At 57.2% G+C, this 16,702-nt stretch carries 18 protein-coding genes and 4 tRNA genes; 16 read left to right on the top strand and 6 right to left on the bottom strand.

Annotated features, from left to right (window positions below; translation table 11 throughout):
- Position 1 precedes the first annotated feature (1 nt).
- A tRNA-Glu gene (locus ABMA60_RS17915) sits at positions 2–77 on the top strand.
- Between the two features lie 41 nt (positions 78–118).
- Here the strand turns inward: ABMA60_RS17915 and ABMA60_RS17910 are convergent.
- Positions 119–244 carry a hypothetical protein gene (locus tag ABMA60_RS17910; RefSeq protein ID WP_392806113.1) on the bottom strand — a complete coding sequence of 42 codons (126 nt, stop codon included), beginning with the start codon at positions 242–244 and terminating at the stop codon, positions 119–121.
- Positions 245–408: 164 nt separating this feature from the next.
- On the opposite strand from ABMA60_RS17910, the gene ABMA60_RS17905 reads away from it, so the two are divergent.
- From ABMA60_RS17905 to ABMA60_RS17875, 7 genes are all read left to right on the top strand, one after another.
- The gene (locus ABMA60_RS17905) at positions 409–1,332 is read left to right on the top strand and encodes a carbohydrate kinase (protein ID WP_392806109.1); all 924 of its coding nucleotides are present in this window, start codon (positions 409–411) and stop codon (positions 1,330–1,332) included.
- Positions 1,332–2,180, top strand: coding sequence for an alpha/beta fold hydrolase (locus ABMA60_RS17900; RefSeq protein WP_392806107.1), 849 nt, complete (start codon positions 1,332–1,334; stop codon positions 2,178–2,180). Before ABMA60_RS17905 ends, ABMA60_RS17900 begins: the two co-directional genes overlap by 1 nt.
- Positions 2,181–2,321: 141 nt before the next feature.
- On the top strand, positions 2,322–3,032 hold the full coding sequence (locus tag ABMA60_RS17895) for a DUF3581 domain-containing protein (protein WP_392806104.1): 711 nt from the start codon (positions 2,322–2,324) through the stop codon (positions 3,030–3,032).
- 211 nt (positions 3,033–3,243) lie between these two features.
- Positions 3,244–4,113, top strand: a complete 870-nt coding sequence (locus ABMA60_RS17890; RefSeq protein WP_392806102.1) for a hypothetical protein — start codon at positions 3,244–3,246, stop codon at positions 4,111–4,113.
- A complete protein-coding gene (locus tag ABMA60_RS17885) occupies positions 4,110–4,907 on the top strand; it encodes an HAD-IIB family hydrolase (RefSeq protein ID WP_392806100.1) in 798 nt (265 codons plus the stop codon). The genes ABMA60_RS17890 and ABMA60_RS17885 overlap by 4 nt, the downstream gene beginning before the upstream one ends.
- A complete protein-coding gene (locus ABMA60_RS17880; RefSeq protein ID WP_392806097.1) occupies positions 4,904–6,130 on the top strand; it encodes a glycosyl transferase in 1,227 nt (408 codons plus the stop codon). Before ABMA60_RS17885 ends, ABMA60_RS17880 begins: the two co-directional genes overlap by 4 nt.
- A 213-nt stretch (positions 6,131–6,343) precedes the next feature.
- A complete protein-coding gene (locus ABMA60_RS17875) occupies positions 6,344–6,691 on the top strand; it encodes a DUF2185 domain-containing protein (RefSeq protein WP_392806094.1) in 348 nt (115 codons plus the stop codon).
- An 88-nt stretch (positions 6,692–6,779) separates the two neighbouring features.
- Here ABMA60_RS17875 and ABMA60_RS17870 read toward each other — a convergent pair whose 3' ends face one another.
- The 5 genes from ABMA60_RS17870 to ABMA60_RS17850 all read right to left on the bottom strand — a co-directional run bounded on the left by ABMA60_RS17870 (position 6,780) and on the right by ABMA60_RS17850 (position 9,004).
- Positions 6,780–7,805 (bottom strand): polysaccharide deacetylase family protein, encoded by a 1,026-nt coding sequence (locus tag ABMA60_RS17870; RefSeq protein ID WP_392806092.1) that lies wholly within the window; start codon positions 7,803–7,805, stop codon positions 6,780–6,782.
- 2 nt (positions 7,806–7,807) lie between these two features.
- Positions 7,808–8,671, bottom strand: a complete 864-nt coding sequence (locus tag ABMA60_RS17865; RefSeq protein WP_392806090.1) for a sulfurtransferase — start codon at positions 8,669–8,671, stop codon at positions 7,808–7,810.
- A 59-nt stretch (positions 8,672–8,730) separates the two neighbouring features.
- Positions 8,731–8,805: transfer RNA gene (locus tag ABMA60_RS17860), tRNA-Gln, on the bottom strand.
- 38 nt (positions 8,806–8,843) lie between these two features.
- A tRNA-Gln gene (locus ABMA60_RS17855) sits at positions 8,844–8,918 on the bottom strand.
- A gap of 9 nt (positions 8,919–8,927) precedes the next feature.
- Positions 8,928–9,004: transfer RNA gene (locus ABMA60_RS17850), tRNA-Met, on the bottom strand.
- Positions 9,005–9,338: 334 nt separating this feature from the next.
- Here ABMA60_RS17850 and ABMA60_RS17845 point away from each other — a divergent pair.
- The 8 genes from ABMA60_RS17845 to rplI all read left to right on the top strand — a co-directional run bounded on the left by ABMA60_RS17845 (position 9,339) and on the right by rplI (position 16,459).
- Complete coding sequence (locus tag ABMA60_RS17845; RefSeq protein WP_392806087.1) at positions 9,339–11,066, top strand: ABC-F family ATP-binding cassette domain-containing protein; 1,728 nt, start codon at positions 9,339–9,341, stop codon at positions 11,064–11,066.
- Positions 11,067–11,199: 133 nt separating this feature from the next.
- Complete coding sequence (locus tag ABMA60_RS17840; protein ID WP_392806084.1) at positions 11,200–12,360, top strand: sulfotransferase; 1,161 nt, start codon at positions 11,200–11,202, stop codon at positions 12,358–12,360.
- Positions 12,360–13,490, top strand: coding sequence for a glycosyltransferase (locus tag ABMA60_RS17835; RefSeq protein WP_392806081.1), 1,131 nt, complete (start codon positions 12,360–12,362; stop codon positions 13,488–13,490). The genes ABMA60_RS17840 and ABMA60_RS17835 overlap by 1 nt, the downstream gene beginning before the upstream one ends.
- Complete coding sequence (locus tag ABMA60_RS17830; protein WP_392806078.1) at positions 13,487–14,215, top strand: DUF2334 domain-containing protein; 729 nt, start codon at positions 13,487–13,489, stop codon at positions 14,213–14,215. The genes ABMA60_RS17835 and ABMA60_RS17830 overlap by 4 nt, the downstream gene beginning before the upstream one ends.
- Before the next feature lie 211 nt (positions 14,216–14,426).
- The gene (gene rpsF / locus ABMA60_RS17825; protein ID WP_392806075.1) at positions 14,427–14,873 is read left to right on the top strand and encodes a 30S ribosomal protein S6; all 447 of its coding nucleotides are present in this window, start codon (positions 14,427–14,429) and stop codon (positions 14,871–14,873) included.
- A 17-nt stretch (positions 14,874–14,890) separates the two neighbouring features.
- A complete protein-coding gene (gene rpsR, locus ABMA60_RS17820) occupies positions 14,891–15,118 on the top strand; it encodes a 30S ribosomal protein S18 (RefSeq protein WP_108125226.1) in 228 nt (75 codons plus the stop codon).
- 65 nt (positions 15,119–15,183) lie between these two features.
- Entirely contained in the window at positions 15,184–15,999 is an 816-nt protein-coding gene (locus ABMA60_RS17815) for a hypothetical protein (RefSeq protein ID WP_392806071.1), read from the top strand.
- A gap of 10 nt (positions 16,000–16,009) precedes the next feature.
- Positions 16,010–16,459: a 50S ribosomal protein L9 gene (gene rplI, locus ABMA60_RS17810; RefSeq protein WP_392806068.1), complete on the top strand. Its 450-nt coding sequence runs from the start codon at positions 16,010–16,012 to the stop codon at positions 16,457–16,459.
- The last annotated feature ends 243 nt before the right edge of the window (positions 16,460–16,702 follow it).

Below are 16,702 nucleotides of genomic sequence, written 5' to 3'. Positions count from 1 at the left end.
GGTCCCGTTCGTCTAGTGGCCTAGGACACCGCCCTTTCACGGCGGTAACAGGGGTTCGAGTCCCCTACGGGACGCCACTTCCTACTTTTATAGTCTGTCTTTGGTTTTCTAATATAGCTCATCGGCGGTGGTTGCGTTTTCTTAAGTTGATTCGCGTCAGATAACGCCGCCCCAGCATCCGCAATAAGTCTGCCGTCATGATCAAAACCACAACGGCGACGGCAGCAATCAACGCAATTTCCATATCGCCCACCGTTCAAATGTCACGACTATGGCCATCAGCGGTCGCTATTGCAATACGCCCAGATGCATCCTTTGGTCCCATATCGCCGAGCGCTGAGATCGACAGTGTCAGGGTGGAATGCGACAATTCCGCCCCTGCCACCGGTCGTAAGTTAAGGAAATTGAATGAAGCCGTTATACGCCTTTGGTGAACTGCTCGTCGATGCGTTGCATCAGCAGGGTGTGGTTGAAGATGGTCTGGCCATTCCCGGGGCCTTGTTTTATCCCGGAGGCGCACCGGCCAATGTGGCTGTAGCGGCTGCCCGCCTTGGAGTGAAAAGCCATTTTATCGGCCAGGTCGGGCGTGATCGGTTCGGTCCTTATCTGAAGCAGGCACTGGCCCACTATGGCGTCGACACCCGTTACCTGCGCTCCACCGATGCGCCAACACCCCTGGCCCTGGTTTCCTTGAATGATCAGGGTCGGCCGGATTTTCGCTTTTATCGCAGCGGCAGTGCCGATCTGCTGTTGCCCGCTCACAAATTGCCCAGCCCCAGTGAGTTTGAACCGGGAGTGGTGCATGTTGCTTCTAATACCTTGACCGAAGTTGATATTCGACGAGTGCATTTGGGTTTTGTCGACCGCTGTCTTGATGCCGGTAATTTGATCAGTTTCGACGTTAATCTGCGTCTGGGTTTGTGGCCGGGCGGGAACAACTACCGCGAACCGGTCAAGGCGATGCTGACCCGTGCCGATGTGATCAAGGTGAACCGCGAGGAATTGGCGCTGCTGTGGGAAACCGACGCTGAACAGAAGTTTCTGGAGCTGGCGTTCGAGCATCGAGCTCAGGCGGTGTTTATTACCGATGGCGCCGACAGCGCCGAGGTAGTCACTCGCCAGGGACGTCATTCGCAACAACCGCCAAAGGTTGAAGTGGTTGATGTCACAGCCGCCGGAGGCGCCTTCTGTGGCGCTGTCATAGCGGCCTTGTGTGAGCCGGCAGAGCCGGATTGGGCGGCGATGCTGGAGCGGGCAGTACGCGCCGGTTCTTTCGCTGTTGCTAAGCGCGGTGCTTTTCCATCTTTGCCGACCTCTGCTGATCTGGCCTGATGGAAGCACAACGACAGCCTGTTCAGCTGGCGGGTGAACGCGCTTCTTATTGGCAGTTTGAGTTGAACCAACAGCTCCCTGCTCACTTTTATGCGGCCAACGGTTTTCCGGTTCCGGCTTATCGCCATTTATTGACGGCCTTGTCATCGCATTATTCGCTGACCGCTTTGGATAATCGCGCGCTCTGGCCAGACCAGCCCCGCCAGCCGGCAGGGAGGATGCGTTGCCGCCAGTATGCTGGCGATCTGGTGCGTTTTCTGGAGACAACGGCACCGGGTCCTGTCGTTGGCATCGGCCATTCGATGGGCGCAACCACCACCGTGATGGCGGCGGCTGCACGTCCGGATCTGTTCCACAGCCTGGTGCTGATTGAGCCGGTGCTGCAAAGCGCCTGGGCGGCGACCCTGGCTCGTCAGTTGCCGAAGGCCGTGTTAGCTCGGACTCAACTGATTAAAACCACCCTGATGTCGCCCGGGTCTTGGCCTGATCGCGCAGCCGCCTGGCGTTTTTATCGCAGTCACCGCGCTTATCGTTATCTTTCGGATGAGCATCTGGACGTGCTCTTGGATGGTCTTCTCGAGCCCACCACCGACGGTGTGCAACTGCAGTTCAGTCGTGAATGGGAAGTGGCCAACTATATGGGCATAGATGCGGTATGGCGTGAGTTGACGCAGCTATCCATGCCAGTAAGAGTGATCCGCGCCAAGCCGTCGCTGTTCTTACCTGAAGCGAGTTGGCAACGCTTACAGCGTCTGTTGCCTGAGGGAGAATTTATCGATATACCGCAGCAGAGACATCTGTTGCCGATGGAAAACCCAACTTTAACGGTTGAGTCTATTGTGTCCTAAAAGTTGTAGTAACCCGGTTTGTTAGCGTCTGGTAGTGATATTTGCTCACAAATCTTTTCCTGGCCAGATGCTTTATAGTGCAACGGCAGTCGTCACAATAGGCGAACATGCTCAAACTGTGTCATATAGGTAGCGATTTTCGTGTTTCTTGATCCTTTTCACCGCAAACAAGACGGTTATGTCCTGATCAGTGCCGAACAGGCCAGCAATTTTGCCAAGGATGTCGCCGGTGATTTCAACCCCATCCATAACCCGGATGCTAAACGCTTTTGTGTGCCTGGCGATTTGTTGTTCGCCTTGGTGCTGGAGCGTTACGGTGTTAGCGAGCGCATGGCGGTGCGTTTTTCCGGCATGGTCGGCGATAATGTGCCCCTGGTCTTTCCGGAAGTAGATAAGGGCGTTATTGACGTTCAGGACACCGATGGCAAAGCCTATCTGCACTTGGAGCACGGCGGTCAGACCAGCCATGACTCAGCCCTGATTGAGCAGCTAACACGCCGTTATGTGGCGTTTTCGGGCCATAATTTCCCCTTTATTATGGTGCCGTTGATGGAAAAGCACGGCGTTATGTTCAACCCCAAGCGTCCGCTGGTGATTTACGAAAGCATGGCGTTTGAATTGAACCATCTGGATATCCAGGACCCGGATCTGGAGCTGGCCAATACCAGTCTCGACGTGAATGGTAAGCGCGCTGATGTGCACTTCGAGTTCAATATCACCGCGGCTGGCAAAGTCGTCGGAACGGGTTCTAAAAAGCTGATCGTCAGTGGTTTGATGCCTTACGATTCTGCTGCCATGGATGACATGGTCGAGCAGTTTGAGGCGCTGAAACGCCAACGTAACAACCGTTAAGTCTTCCGCGCACTAAAACGAGGCCTGCATAGGCTCGTCTCGGTGCGTTCCTCTCTTTTTGCACTTTTATGGTGCACCCAGTAGCCTCTCCATGGCCTGTCCGCTTGGCCGATATTTTGCTCTACCCTGAATAGAGGTTGTGGTTTGGTTGATGACAAAGGTCGTCAATCCGAGCTGTCGACATGAACTGAATTCAGGGGGAGGTATTGGGTTGGCTACTACTGATGCGTTCAACGCTTTTCTAGCCCGGTCGTCCTTACCTGCTGAACTGAGCGATTATCACGATCGTCTTTATCAGCCGCTGGCCGATTGGCTGTTGCAACGTCGGCCGACCATTCTGGGTATTCAGGGCACTCAGGGCTCGGGTAAATCGACCTTGGCCGAGGTGTTGAAGTGGCAGCTTGAACAGCAGGGGCTGACGGTTGCCATTCTCTCCATTGATGATCTGTATTTGCCGCAGGCTGGGCGACAGCGCCTGGCCGCTCAGCGACATCCCTTATTGGCAACCCGGGGCGTACCTGGAACTCATGATCTCGCCTTGGGCGAAACCATCCTGCATTGGGTGCGTCACGGCGTTGGCGCCAAAGCCTTACCCCGTTTCGATAAGTCCCGTGATGACCGTCATCCGCAGGCCGATTGGCCGGTGCTGGCCGAGCCACCCGATATGCTGATTTTTGAAGGCTGGTGCGTGGCGATGACGGCCCAGCCGGAAGCGGCGCTCGAAGCGCCGATCAACAGGCTGGAGCGTGAAGAAGACCCCAAGGGTGACTGGCGGCGTTATGTCAACGATCAGTTGGCCGGACCCTATCAACATTTGTTTGCGTCACTCGACGCGCTGATCGTGCTCAAAGCGCCGGGTTTTGAGCAGGTCTTCGACTGGCGTCGGCGCCAGGAAGAGGCCTTGCGCGGCCGGGGTGGCAGCGGCGTGATGAACGACGATCAGCTGCGCCGCTTTATTCAGCACTATGAGCGCTTGACCCGACACGGTTTGGCGACTCTGGGCGAGCAAGCCGATGTGGTAGTGCCCCTGGATGATCGGCAACGCCCTGGCTTACCACTTTGGCGGGAGACTGCATCATGAGCGACACCTGGGCCTGTTTTACCGACCTCGATGGCACCTTGCTCGACCACGACAGCTACGACTGGCGCGCGGCTGAACCCGCTTTACGTGCCCTGGCCGAACGCTCCATTCCGGTGATCGCCATGACCAGCAAAACGCGGCTGGAATGGCAGGCGCTGCGCGAGGAAATTCCTTATCTGGCACCGCTGGCCGGCTGTGAAAACGGCGCTGTCATTGTTGATGACCGTCAGTCTCCGACGCAGTGGCAGTCACTCGGCCGCCCTTTTGCAGAATTGATCAGCGTCTTTGAGCGTGTACGCGGTGAACTGGGCGCCCCGGCGATTGGCTTTCACGAAGCCAGCGACCAGGACGTATCCAACTGGACCGGTCTGTCGCTCGAACAGTCTCGCCTGGCGCGCCAGCGCGAAGGCGCGCTGCCGGTGTTCTGGCCCGAACACTTCCCCGGACGCGATGCCTTTAAAGAGGCGGTAGCGGCGCAGGGCGTGCAGTTACTCGAAGGCGGACGTTTTCTGCATTTGGCTAATGGCGCCGACAAAGGCACTGCGTTACAGCATTTATTGAGTCAGTTGGGTGATGCCAGGGCGGTGCGTAGTGTGGCTCTGGGGGATGGCGGTAACGATGACGCCATGCTCGCCGCCGCCGACCTGGCTGTGCGTATTCCACCGGCGCACGGCGAACCCCGACCGGAAACCGTTGTTGATGTCATCCAGGCGCCCGAGCCCGGCCCAGCTGGCTGGAATCGAGCGATGCTGGACCTGCTTGAGCGTTTTATCCCCAAGGAGCCCCTGTTATGAGCGATTTCTTTCAAAATGGCTTGATTGCCAATCTGCATAACCTGATCGACCGTCCGGTCGAATCCATGGAAAAGGAGTTAACCGGTTTCTCTCACCAGAATCCTATGGCCCTGGTGCTGCCCTCTCTCTATTCGGAGTTAGAGCAGCCGGCACTGGAAAATATCGTCCAGGAACTCAAGCAGGTGCCTTATCTGAATGAGGTGGTGGTCGGTCTGGACCGGGCTGACCGGGATCAGTTTCGCCACGCTCAGGAGTATTTTGGTCGCCTGCCGCAACCGGTGCGCATTCTGTGGAACGATGGTCCGCGTCTGCAGGCGGTGGATCGCTTGCTGGCCAGCAAAGGCCTGGCGCCAACTGAGTTGGGTAAGGGCCGTAACGTCTGGTATTGCTACGGTTATATTCTCGCGGCCAACCGCGCCAAGGCGGTGGCCATGCATGACTGTGATATCAAAACCTACGATCGCGGCATGCTGGCGCGATTGATTTATCCGGTCGCCAATCCGGCTTATCGCTATCAGTTCTGTAAAGGTTATTACTCGCGCATTGCCGACAACAAGATGAACGGCCGCGTCTGCCGTTTGCTGGTGTCGCCCCTGTTGCGCGCGCTGAAGATGGTTAAGGGCGAAAACGAATTCCTCGAATATATGAATTCTTTCCGCTATGCGCTGTCGGGCGAATTCAGCCTGCGCACCGACGTGCTGCGCAACCTGCGTATCCCCAGCGATTGGGGTCTGGAAGTGGGCGTCCTGGCGGAGCTGCATCGCAATTACAGCCCGCGCAGTATTTGCCAGGTCAACGTGGCCTCGGTTTATGACCACAAGCACCAGCCGCTGAGCCCGGAAGATGCCCGCAAAGGCTTGTCGAAGATGTCGCGCGACATCGCCAAGGCGATCTTCCGCAAACTGGCGACTCAAGGCCTGGTGTTTACCGAAGAGCATTTCCGCACCATCAAAGCCACTTACTTCCGGGTGGCGCTGGATTACATCGAGACTTACTACAACGACGCCATCTTCAACGGCCTGACGCTGGATCGCCACGCCGAAGAAGAAGCGGTTGAGCTGTTTGCCCGCAATGTCATGAGCGCCGGCCAGGAGTTTTTGGAGAATCCCATGGCGACGCCCTTTATGCCGAGTTGGAGTCGAGTGCAGTCGGCCATCCCGGACATCCTCGAGCAGATTTTTGATGCGGTTGAACTCGATAACCAGGAAACCCAGTCGGCCTGATCCATGGGTCACCCCAGCGGCAGCGGCTTTGCTGTCCTGGGGTTTTTGGTAATGTTACAAAAAATTACATTTATAACTGCTTGATTCTAAACGCGCCGTTATTTTCTGACCGCTCGGTCGGCCCAAACGGGATGCATTTTAGGTTGGCTTGCTTATAATCCGCCGCCCTTTGGATCTACCGATACACGCCGCGTTTACGAGGTTGTTTGTTATATGCAAGCTCAGGTCAGCACCATCCAGCAGAGCCCCAGCCAACACAGTGGGCATCTCTGCCTGGCATCCAGTTTGATTCTGAACGAACGTCCGTTGCCCATCCGCTTCTTTTATAAAGAAGAAGCGCAGCATGCTAACGATACGGGGTTTCGTTTTTACAGTGGTTTTGAAACCGATGATTTTCTGATGGAAGAAGACGCCGCCTGTGTCGCCCCGCTCGATTGTATGGAGCGATTGGACCCGAGCATTGTCGAGCTGTTGGAAATCTCCGAAGTGGGCACCGTTTGGGAACGTCTGCCCGACAGTAACGATTGGGTTGAGGTGCTGGACTACGAAATTCCCGATTGATCGGGTGGTTTCAGGTGATTAAAAAACCGGCTCTTGGGCCGGTTTTTTTGTGTCTGCTGGTTGGCAATCAGTTGTTAATTTTCAGCTCTTAATCTTCAAGCACTAACCAAGGCTGCGAATACCAATAGAAGAAATCGCCGCTGCGCGCCTGGGCAGTGCAATTGAAGCGGTGGCGGCCAGTGCTCAGTGGTTCTGGTGCGCTCAAGCTGAATTGCTGGTCGTCAATCCATTGCGCATCTTGCCAGCTGCTGTCGACAAAGCAGTTCAGGGCGCGGCTCATATCGGAGGTGTCGTCGACGCGGACGGTCATGCTCGGCTGTGATTCAGTGGTTGGCATGTCCGGTATGGACGCCAGGTCGATCGGCATCGGATGACTGTTCAGTTTGGTGCTCAGTGTTTCCAGGCGGGCATAATTCCCGGCGGCGGCAAAGCGGGGCAGGGCGAGGAAGTCGCTGCCGCTGTAAACACCGCCGGAATGTTGGGCAAAACCGACGAAGTTTTCGTTCTGCAAAATCGATTTCAGACCTTCGCTGTATTCGCCGTAGGGGTAGGCAAACCAGCGTGGAATCTCATCACCGAGCTCGGCTTCCAGACGCTGCTGAGCGTGGCGGATGTTCTTCGCCATGGTTTCGCGCCAGGCGTTGTCGCGCGGGCTGTGACGCACCATATAGTCGTGATCGCGGCTGTGGTTGGCGATGGTCGCGCCCCAGTCCTGCATCTCGCGCAGCTGGTCCCAACTGAGCATGTCATTGAAACCCTGATCGATCGGGTCGGTGGCCGCAAAGATGGTGAAGGGCGCGTCGAATTCCTGCAGCAAAGGAAAGGCGTTGCTGTAGATGTTTCTGAAGGCGTCATCGAAGGTGATGACCACGGCGCCATCGGGCAACTCTTCATTATTACGCACGGCATCGAGCGCGGTTTGCATGGCGATCACCGGGTGGTTGTTGTCACGCAGGTATTGCAGGTGCTCGCGAAAGGTGGCCGGGCTCACCGTAGTGCTGGCCGGGGTGTCTTCAGCAACGTGGTGATAGACCAGAATATTGAAATGCGACTGGGCCAGGGCAGGTCCGGCGCAGAGTGTCAGCAGGCAAAGTAGCAGTAGACGGGCGGGCATGATTAGAGCGGTTCCTTAGTCAGTCCGGTTTCAATAGGGCGGTGGCTGTCGGTTATCCAATGGCTCCAGGAGCCGGAGTAGAGTTTGGGTTGCGGTACGCCGGCGATCGCCATTGCCAGGATGTTGTGGCAGGCCGACACGCCAGAGCCACAGTAGCAGACCCAGGGGTTGGAATCCGGTAGTGGTTCAAAACGCTGCTTTAAGGTGGCGGCATCGAGAAAACGACCGTCGGCAGCCAGGTTGGCGCTGAAGTCGACGCAATAGGCGCCAGGAATGTGGCCGGCGATGGGATCCAGGGGTTCAGTGTCGCCGCTGTAACGGGCGGCGGCACGAGCGTCGATCAGGGTCAGGTCGGCCAGTTGCTGTTGCAAGGTATCGGCGTCGATCACCCAGTCGGGCGGGCATTGCACGCTGAGCTCGCTGCTCACTGGTGGTGACGGCAGGTCGCTGTCGATGTCACCGTCTATATCGAGCCAGGCTTTCATGCCGCCGTCCAATACGCGCACATCGGTTAACCCAGCCCAACGCGCCAGCCACCAGGCGCGGGCGCAATAGGGCCCGTTATTGGCGTCGTAGACCACCAGGGTGGAATCGGCCGATAGGCCCCAGGCACGTAAACGCGCTTGCAGACTGGCTGGGTCGGGCAGGGTATGACGGCCGGTGACGCCGGCTTCAATCGGCCCCGACAGGTCGCGATCCAGATGGGCATAAAAAGCACCGGGCAGATGGCCTTGGCGGTATGCCTGTTCACCGGCTTCGGGAGCGCTTAAGTCAAAACGGCAATCGAGTAAAACCAACGGCTGGTCATTGTCGAGCTGAGCTTTTAGCTCAGTGGCGCTGATCAGGTGGGGGGATTGAGGATTCATGCATATTCTCCGGCATCAAGCTGGACCGACAATAACGGTCTGCTGAGTGAAAGAGAAGGTGGCTGGGCCGGCAGGATTCGAACCTGCGCATGACGGGATCAAAACCCGTTGCCTTACCGCTTGGCGACGGCCCAATAATCAGGCGAAACAGAGGAGATGCGGGGAATAAAAATGGCTGGGCCGGCAGGATTCGAACCTGCGCATGACGGGATCAAAACCCGTTGCCTTACCGCTTGGCGACGGCCCACCAGGAGGATGGTGGCTATGGCTGGACTTGAACCAGCGACCCCAGCATTATGAATGCTGTGCTCTAACCAGCTGAGCTACATAGCCTCCGTAACGGCCGCGTATTATCCGTAAAATCGCAAGGGTGTCAACAATAGCTACCTTTCTTTTTTCCAAAAAATTCAAGGGTTTAGCGAATTGCCCGTGCCGCTGGCCGAGGCCCGCTTTGCCAATTTGTCTTTGTTGGCTAGACTGGCCGACGTTTTTTCCATTCACCGTCAACAGAGGAGCCCCCAGATGATTGTGAGTCTGTGCCGTTTCGGCCGCCCACATTGCCTCTCAGACGCGGCTGCGACGTCCTTTCCGAACTAAACGGACGTCGAACGGCTAGTTATTCCCGCCTACTTCGGCGTCCTCGATGAATTTTTCATAGGACGTTGATATGAGCGCTTTATTATCGCTTTCCGAGGTATCCCTGAGTCTGGATGCCAAGCCCCTCTTTGCCGATTTATCACTGGTTGTGAACAGTGGCGACCGTATTGGACTGGTCGGTCACAACGGCTCGGGTAAGTCGAGTCTGCTCGCTTTAATGGCCGGAGCTTATGAGCCCGATGCGGGTCGACGCCAGGTGCGGCGACATTTGGTGATTGGCCGGGTTGAGCAGTTTGTGCCCGCCGAGTTGCTGCCGGTGTCGTTGCGTGCGGCCGCCGAAGCGGCGATTCCCGCGGCTCGTCGGTTGGAAGAAGCCTTCCGCGCTGAAGCCGAACTGCACAAGCTGGGTTTCAGCCTTGAACAGCTGGAACAGTCGGTCGAGTCGCTCAGTGGCGGCCAACAGAACCTGCTGTTGCTGGCGCGCGCTATTTTGATTGAACCGGATGTGTTGCTGCTTGATGAGCCGGGCAACCATCTCGACATTCTCAGCCTGACGCTGCTGCGCCATTGGCTGCAAGCCCAGACCCTGCCCTGGGTGATGGTGTCGCACGATCGTTATCTGTTGAACAGCCTCTGTACCCAGACCTGGTTTCTGCGCGACCAACGCCTCTATTGTTTTGATCTGCCCTTTGATGCTGCCCGCCAGGCGTTGGCTGACGCTGATGAGCAAGCGCGAGTGCGGCGGGCGCAGGAAGAAAAAGAAGTGGCGCGTCTGCAGGCATCGGCCAAGCGGCTGGCGCACTGGGGACACACTTACGACAACGAAGATCTATCGCGCAAAGCCAAGTCGATGGAAAAGCGTGTTGAGCGGCTTAAGTCGGATCTGACCTTTGTCAGCCAGGGCAGTGGGCTGGCGCTGGCGTTGCCCGAAGAAGGCTTGTCGGCCCGCCAGGTGGTGGTGCTCGAGGAGGCGCAGATTGCGTTGCCGGGTGACGGCTCACGGTCGATCTATGGTGAGTTTCTCAATGCACGTCCTGGTGATCGGATTGCCTTGCTTGGCGTCAACGGCGTCGGTAAGTCGACCACCCTGAAACGCCTGATAGTGGCGCTGGAGACGGACATCGGCGATATCCGCTGGAACCCGCGCGTGCAGCTGGGGTATTACGATCAGTTGCTGTCGAGCATGGATATCAAACAAGGCCGCTTTGATTGGCTGCGTGAACGCCTGGAAGGACCGGACGAGACCATAAAGCAGACCTTGCTGAACGCTGGCGTGCCTTACGATCGTTTCGATCAGCCGGTCAACACGCTCAGCGGTGGCGAAAAAGCACGGCTGATGTTCGCTTATTTCCGGTTGCAGCGCCCCAATGTGTTGATGCTCGATGAGCCGACCAACCATCTGGATCTGGATGGTCGTGACGAACTGATCGAGTCGCTCTGCGGCAGCGAACTGACGGTGTTCATGACCAGCCACGACCGCGCCTTTTTGGATGCCGTGGCGACCCGCTGGTGGTGGATTCATGACGGTCAACTGAGCGAGGTGGATGGTCCCGAGCCTTTCTATCGGTTATTGGAAGCAGGATCGTCAACAGAACCGGTGGCAGCGTCGTCATCTGCTGGGTCGTCCCAGTCAGTGTCGATTGACGAGGTTGATGACGACGCCCTATTGGCCCGTCTGGCCTGGCTGGAGCAGCAACTGCATGACGATCAGGCGCGCAAGCCCAAACACCAGAAGCCAGAGAAGCAGGCGCAGTGGCAGGCGGAAATCGAAGCGCTGACGGGCAAGCTGGGGTTATGAGTGCGAAGGTCGTGAATTAGTCGAAGCGGCGGTCAGTGTGCCACCATGACCGCCGCGTGACGGCATTGTCATGGAAATGACATGGAGCGTCGCTACCGTTCCGAGCAATCCACCGGTAAAGAAGGGGAGCGCTATGGGTCACGGCTTTAAGTTGGCCTTGGGACAATGGCTGTTGATTTGCCTCTGGACGCTGAAATACCTGCCTTATGGCGGCTGGCGTCATCTACCCAAGCGGGCGTTGATGTACCTGCTGGCGGTGCCTGCTTTGACCCTGTTGCAAGTGGTGCACTGGGTCGGCTTTCTGTGCGATGAGCTGTTTTTCCGGCGTTATCGTCAGGTCGAGGTGCATCGTCCGGTCTTTATCTCGGGTGTGCCGCGTTCCGGCACGACCCATCTGCACCGGGTGCTGTCACATCATCAACAGCTGACTTCGATGCGCACCTGGGAATGCCTCTTTGCGCCCAGCATTAGCGAACGTTATCTGGTGCGTGCCCTGGGTTGGCTGTGCAGTCCGCTGGCGCGGCTGTTCGGCAAAGTGCGTTTGCCGTTTCTTAAGCAAATGGATGCCATCCATCAGTTAGGTTTGCAGGAACCCGAAGAAGATTTTCTGTCGCTGCTGCCGGTCAATGGCTGTTTTCTGGTGGTGGTGCTCTTTCCCGAAGAAGCGTCGTTGTGGCGGCTGGTGCGTTTTGATTCGGCCATGCCGACCCGACGCAAGCAGACGCTGATGCGCTTCTATCGGCGCATGATTCAAAAGCATCTGTATTTTCATGGCGTGAGAACAGGCACTGAGTGTCGTTATCTGTGTAAGAACCCCTCTTTCGCTTCCTGGCTGACCAGCTTGCGTCAGCAGTTTCCCGACGCCGATTTCGCGCTCTGCATCCGTCCGGCGCAAAAGACCTTGCCGTCACAGCTCAGCTCGCTGTTGCCCGGTTGGCAACTGTTTCACGGGCCGCGTTTTACTCCGGCGTTCGAGCAGCGAATTGTTGGCATGCTGGCCGGTTATTACCGCGATATCGATTTGTTCTGCAGCGAGAATCCGAATGCCCGTCTGGTGCCGATGCAACAGTTGACCGCAGACCTCGATGGCACCGTCAGTCAGTTGCTGGTCGCTCTGGGCTTGCCCATGACGCTGGCCTATCGCGCGGCACTGGATGCGGAAATCGAGCAGGCGCAGCAATACCGCAGCGGCCATCAGTATCAGCAGCAGGCGTTTAATGTGCGCTGGGATGAAGTCGCGCATCGTTTTGATGCCGACTGTGCTCAGGCTGGTGTTATCCAGGAGGTGGCCTGATGCGTGAACAGACTTCCCTGGCGTTGCAGCCAAACCGTTCATTCGACAGCGCACCGCGCCGGGTGTTGATCGTTTCTGATGCCGCGCCGCACCGCAATGGCGTGGGCGCTTACTATCAGGATCTGATGCATCACCTTGGGCCCTGGGTCGAGCAGATCGACATCATTTCGCCAGCCATTGTCGATGGTCAGTGGCAGGGCGGTTGGATGCTGCCCTTGCCCGGTGATGCCACTCAGAAGTTCTGCATTCCTAATCTGTTGCAATTGCGCCAGCAGATAGAAGCCTTTGCGCCGGACGTGGTGGTGATCCCGACTCCGGGGCTGTTTGGTATGTTTGGCGCCCGCTATGCCCGACAGCTGAACGCGCGCGTCGTGGTCGGCTTTCATACCTGGTATGAAAAACTGACCGAGCTCTATTGGAATAAGGTTCAGGGCTCTTTGACGCGCGGTTATTTCGAAGTCAGCAACCGGCTGATTTTCCGCAACGCCGATGTGGTCCTGGCGAACTCCGAGGAAATGGTCGGCATTGCCGAGCGCATTGGTGCGCGCGCCGCGGCCTTGATGGGCACGCCGGTCAGTCCGTTGTTTTTGCAACGCGAACCACCGCGCGCGCCCAGTGGCGTGCGCTCGGTGTTGTTTGCCGGTCGACTGGCAGCGGAGAAAAATCTCGAAGGCTTGCTGGATGCTGCGCGGGCCTTGCCGCAGCTGCGTTTTGCCATTGCCGGTGACGGTCCGCAGCGCGCCTTAGTGGAAGCTGCTGCCGCCGAGTTGGCCAATGTCGACTACATTGGCTGGTTGGATCGCGAAGGCTTGCTGGCCGCCATGGATGCGCACGATGCCTTGATTCTGCCCAGCCACGTGGAAAGCTTTGGCACCATCGCACTGGAAGCCATGGCGCGCCAGCGTTTGGTGGTGGTCAGCGATGCCTGTGGTATTGCCGACTGGCAGGAACTGGCCCAGACGCTGGTGGTCAAGAACGGCGCAGAAGACGTTACCGACGTGCTTAAGCGCGCCATGGCGTTGAGTGAATTTGAAGTGGCCTCCAGAGCGCGCCTGGCGCGTCAGGCGGTCGTCCAGCATAACCAGGCCAACCTCGATTTGTGGTTGGACGTTATTACGGAGCAGCCATGAAAGCCCGGCCCGCCATTGTCAGCCTGCACGATGTGATGCCCGACACCCTGGATGAGGTGGCCTGGTGGCTGAATAACTGGCTGGCCGATATAGAACCGGCCAATTTAACGCTGTTGGTGGTGCCGGGTCTGGATTGGCAACCACAACAACTGACGCAACTGCGTCGCTGGCAACAACAAGGTTACGAGCTGGCCGGCCACGGTTGGCTGCACCGAGTGCGTCGCATCTCGACGCTTTATCATCGTCTGCACTCGACTTTGGTGTCGCGGCAGGCGGCCGAACACCTGTCGCTGAGCGAAGCTGAATTAATCGAGCTTGTGCAGCGCAACTACCAATGGTTTACCGACAATGATTTCCAATCGCCAGAACTCTACGTCCCGCCTGCCTGGGCTTTGGGGAAACTCCCCGCAGCGGCGCGGCGACATCTTCCATTTCATTACCTGGAGAGCACCGCCGGTTTTCATGATCTCCACGCCGGCCGCTTTCACGCCTTGCCCCTGGCGGGATTCGAAGCAGACGCTCGCTGGCGAGTACCCAGCTTACGACTCTGGAACGGACTCAATCGCCGTCTCGCTACGTCACAGCGAGCGCTGAGGCTGTCGATTCATCCGCACGATCACCGCTATTATCTGGCGTCGTCGCTGCAGCGTTGGTTAAGTGATGGCATCGAGGCGATCAACTATCGTCAGGTGCTGGCTGTGGGCAACGCTTCCCAGGCCGCCTGACCAGACGCCTGCTGAAAATCGCCGGAACCTGCGCCAGCCGGCCTTTAGCGCTTGATTATCCGTGTTGCTTTCTATACTATCCGCGCCCTCCCGGCTGTCTCGCCGGGGGTAGTTGTGCCTTCGCCTGGCTATGTATAGAGGCGTTGTGCGTTAACTCCTTACCTTACTGTGGTGCTGCCACAGAAGGTTGTATAACCCGCAAGGAGATCCTATGCGTCATTACGAAATCGTTCTGCTGGTTCATCCTGACCAGTCTGAACAGGTACCGGCCATGATCGAGCGCTACACCTCGGTCATCACCGACAAAGGCGGCAAAGTACACCGCCAGGAAGATTGGGGCCGCCGTCAACTGGCTTTCCCGATCGACAATGCTCATAAAGCTCACTACGTGCTGCTGAACATCGAAGCTGACAACGAAGTCATCGACGATTTGAAGAGCACCTTCCGCTTTAACGATGCCATCATCCGCAACATGATCATGCGCCGTAAGGACGCTGTGACTGAAGCCTCTCCGATGATGAAGAGCGTCGAAGCCAAGAAAGCGAAAGATGAAGCTCAGGCTGCCGTTGCTCGCACTCGCTCTGAACAGGATGACGACGTCGAAGACGATGATGTTGACCTGGACGACCAATCCACCGAGCAGGCTGACGAAGCCTAAGTTAAAGGAGCATTGTTATGGCCCGTTTTTTCCGTCGCCGTAAGTTCTGCCGTTTCACTGCAGAAGGCATCAAGGAAATCGATTACAAAGATGTAGACCTGTTGAAAGGTTACATCACTGAAACCGGCAAGATCGTACCGAGCCGGATCACTGGTACCCGTGCCCGCTATCAGCGCCAGCTGTCTTCGGCGATTAAGCGTGCTCGCTACCTGGCTTTACTGCCTTACACCGACAGCCATCAGTAAGATCGTCGGGTAAGGGGAGGTTCCTGCTTATGTTGGGCTTTGCTCGCTTTGCGATGAAAAGCCGATTGAACGCAGGAGTTCTCGCCGCAGGTTTGGCCGTGCTGCCGATGCTTTATGCACTCAGCGCGGCACTGGTGGCACTGGTCGCATTGCGACAGGGTGCTACCGCTGGCACACGAGTGTTGCTGGCCGCTATGGCTGGCGCTCTGGTGAGTTGGCAACTGACGGGCATGGTGCTGCCCCTCTTGGTTCTGCCGTTGACCGCCGTCCTGGCTCTGGCCATGCGACGCTTTCAGGACTGGTCTGCCTTGCTGCTGTTTGCAGCTTTGTTGGGCATCGTTCTGGCGATCATCGCGCAGCAACTGATGGGCGATCGGTTTGTCGCTATCGTCAGCCAGATACAGGCTGTGATGGCATCCGATCCGCAGCAGATGGGCTGGCAGGTGCTCGAAGCCATCAAGCCATACGCCGCCTTTTTGGTGACCACGGCTGAGGTTTTTGAAGCGCTGTTGTGTGTGGTGCTGGCGCGTTATTGGCAAGCCGGGCTCTATAACCCCGGTGGCCTGCGCGCAGAGTTTCACCGCCTGCGCATCGGCGGACAGTCTTTGTGGCTGTTACTGGGCGCGATCATCGTCAGTTGGTGGTTACAGCCTGCGGCTTTGTTGTTGTTATTGCTGCCTTTGGTGTTTGCCGGGGTGGCGCTGGTTCACGCTTTAGTGACCAGACAGAAATTGGGTGGGCAATGGTTGGTGGCGTTTTATTTGGCCATCATCCTGTTCAATCAGTTCATGTTACCGTTACTGGTTCTGGTAGCCGTTGCCGATGGCGCTGTCGATTTCCGGGCGCGACTGGCAAAACAGCCGGATCAGGACGATAAATGAGGTAAGCGAGATGGAAGTTATCCTGCTTGAGAAAGTTGGCAAGATGGGTGTTCTGGGTGACACCGTAAATGTCAAAAGCGGTTACGCCCGCAACTACCTGGTGCCGCAAGGCAAGGCAGTGCCGGCAAGCAAAGACAATGTTAAGTACTTCGAAGAGCGTCGTGCTGAACTGGAAAAAGCCGAAGCCGAAAAACTGGCTTCTGCTCAGCAGCGTGCAGAGAAGCTGGCTGAAATCGAAGTCACCGTTGCCGCTAACGCCGGCGACGAAGGCAAGCTGTTCGGTTCTATCGGCCCGCGCGACGTGGCTGATCTGGTCACCGCCGCCGGCGTTGAAGTCAGCAAATCTGAAGTGCGTATGCCCGAAGGTCCGATCCGTAACACCGGTGAATACAACATCGCCATCCAGGTGCATCCGGATGTTGATGCCGAAGTGCACATTATTGTGGTGCCTGAGGCGTGATTAATGGGCGCCTAGCGCCCATTGCTTGACGCTGAACGGGAGCGGTACGCCGCCCGGACGTGAGACGCCAGCCAGGCGTTTCTTTCCAGGCAGTGTTCCGCTCCCGTTTTTTTATTGGCACCGAGTTTTCCAAACCGGTGAGGGAGCAAACGCATTTAGCGTCTCCCGTCTCCCGTCAAGCGTCTCCCAATTTAAACCCCAACCCGCTACCATAACCGCCCACTTTAGCCATACCGCTGTACC

Origin of the sequence: Saccharospirillum sp. HFRX-2, from assembly GCF_043196805.1 — a bacterium.
GTDB lineage: Bacteria > Pseudomonadota > Gammaproteobacteria > Pseudomonadales > Natronospirillaceae > Saccharospirillum.
This window is presented reverse-complemented; position numbering and strand designations above follow the sequence as displayed.

What these genes read in the sequence shown, in the direction of transcription:
- rpsF (WP_392806075.1), top strand. Translation starts at nt 14,427, where the DNA reads ATGCGTCATTACGAAATCGTTCTGCTGGTTCATCCTGACCAGTCTGAA.
- ABMA60_RS17840 (WP_392806084.1), top strand. Translation starts at nt 11,200, where the DNA reads ATGGGTCACGGCTTTAAGTTGGCCTTGGGACAATGGCTGTTGATTTGC.
- ABMA60_RS17905 (WP_392806109.1), top strand. Translation starts at nt 409, where the DNA reads ATGAAGCCGTTATACGCCTTTGGTGAACTGCTCGTCGATGCGTTGCAT.
- rplI (WP_392806068.1), top strand. Translation starts at nt 16,010, where the DNA reads ATGGAAGTTATCCTGCTTGAGAAAGTTGGCAAGATGGGTGTTCTGGGT.
- ABMA60_RS17865 (WP_392806090.1), bottom strand. Translation starts at nt 8,671, where the DNA reads ATGAATCCTCAATCCCCCCACCTGATCAGCGCCACTGAGCTAAAAGCT.
- rpsR (WP_108125226.1), top strand. Translation starts at nt 14,891, where the DNA reads ATGGCCCGTTTTTTCCGTCGCCGTAAGTTCTGCCGTTTCACTGCAGAA.
- ABMA60_RS17880 (WP_392806097.1), top strand. Translation starts at nt 4,904, where the DNA reads ATGAGCGATTTCTTTCAAAATGGCTTGATTGCCAATCTGCATAACCTG.
- ABMA60_RS17900 (WP_392806107.1), top strand. Translation starts at nt 1,332, where the DNA reads ATGGAAGCACAACGACAGCCTGTTCAGCTGGCGGGTGAACGCGCTTCT.
- ABMA60_RS17910 (WP_392806113.1), bottom strand. Translation starts at nt 244, where the DNA reads ATGGAAATTGCGTTGATTGCTGCCGTCGCCGTTGTGGTTTTGATCATG.
- ABMA60_RS17870 (WP_392806092.1), bottom strand. Translation starts at nt 7,805, where the DNA reads ATGCCCGCCCGTCTACTGCTACTTTGCCTGCTGACACTCTGCGCCGGA.
- ABMA60_RS17835 (WP_392806081.1), top strand. Translation starts at nt 12,360, where the DNA reads ATGCGTGAACAGACTTCCCTGGCGTTGCAGCCAAACCGTTCATTCGAC.
- ABMA60_RS17845 (WP_392806087.1), top strand. Translation starts at nt 9,339, where the DNA reads ATGAGCGCTTTATTATCGCTTTCCGAGGTATCCCTGAGTCTGGATGCC.
- ABMA60_RS17885 (WP_392806100.1), top strand. Translation starts at nt 4,110, where the DNA reads ATGAGCGACACCTGGGCCTGTTTTACCGACCTCGATGGCACCTTGCTC.
- ABMA60_RS17875 (WP_392806094.1), top strand. Translation starts at nt 6,344, where the DNA reads ATGCAAGCTCAGGTCAGCACCATCCAGCAGAGCCCCAGCCAACACAGT.
- ABMA60_RS17830 (WP_392806078.1), top strand. Translation starts at nt 13,487, where the DNA reads ATGAAAGCCCGGCCCGCCATTGTCAGCCTGCACGATGTGATGCCCGAC.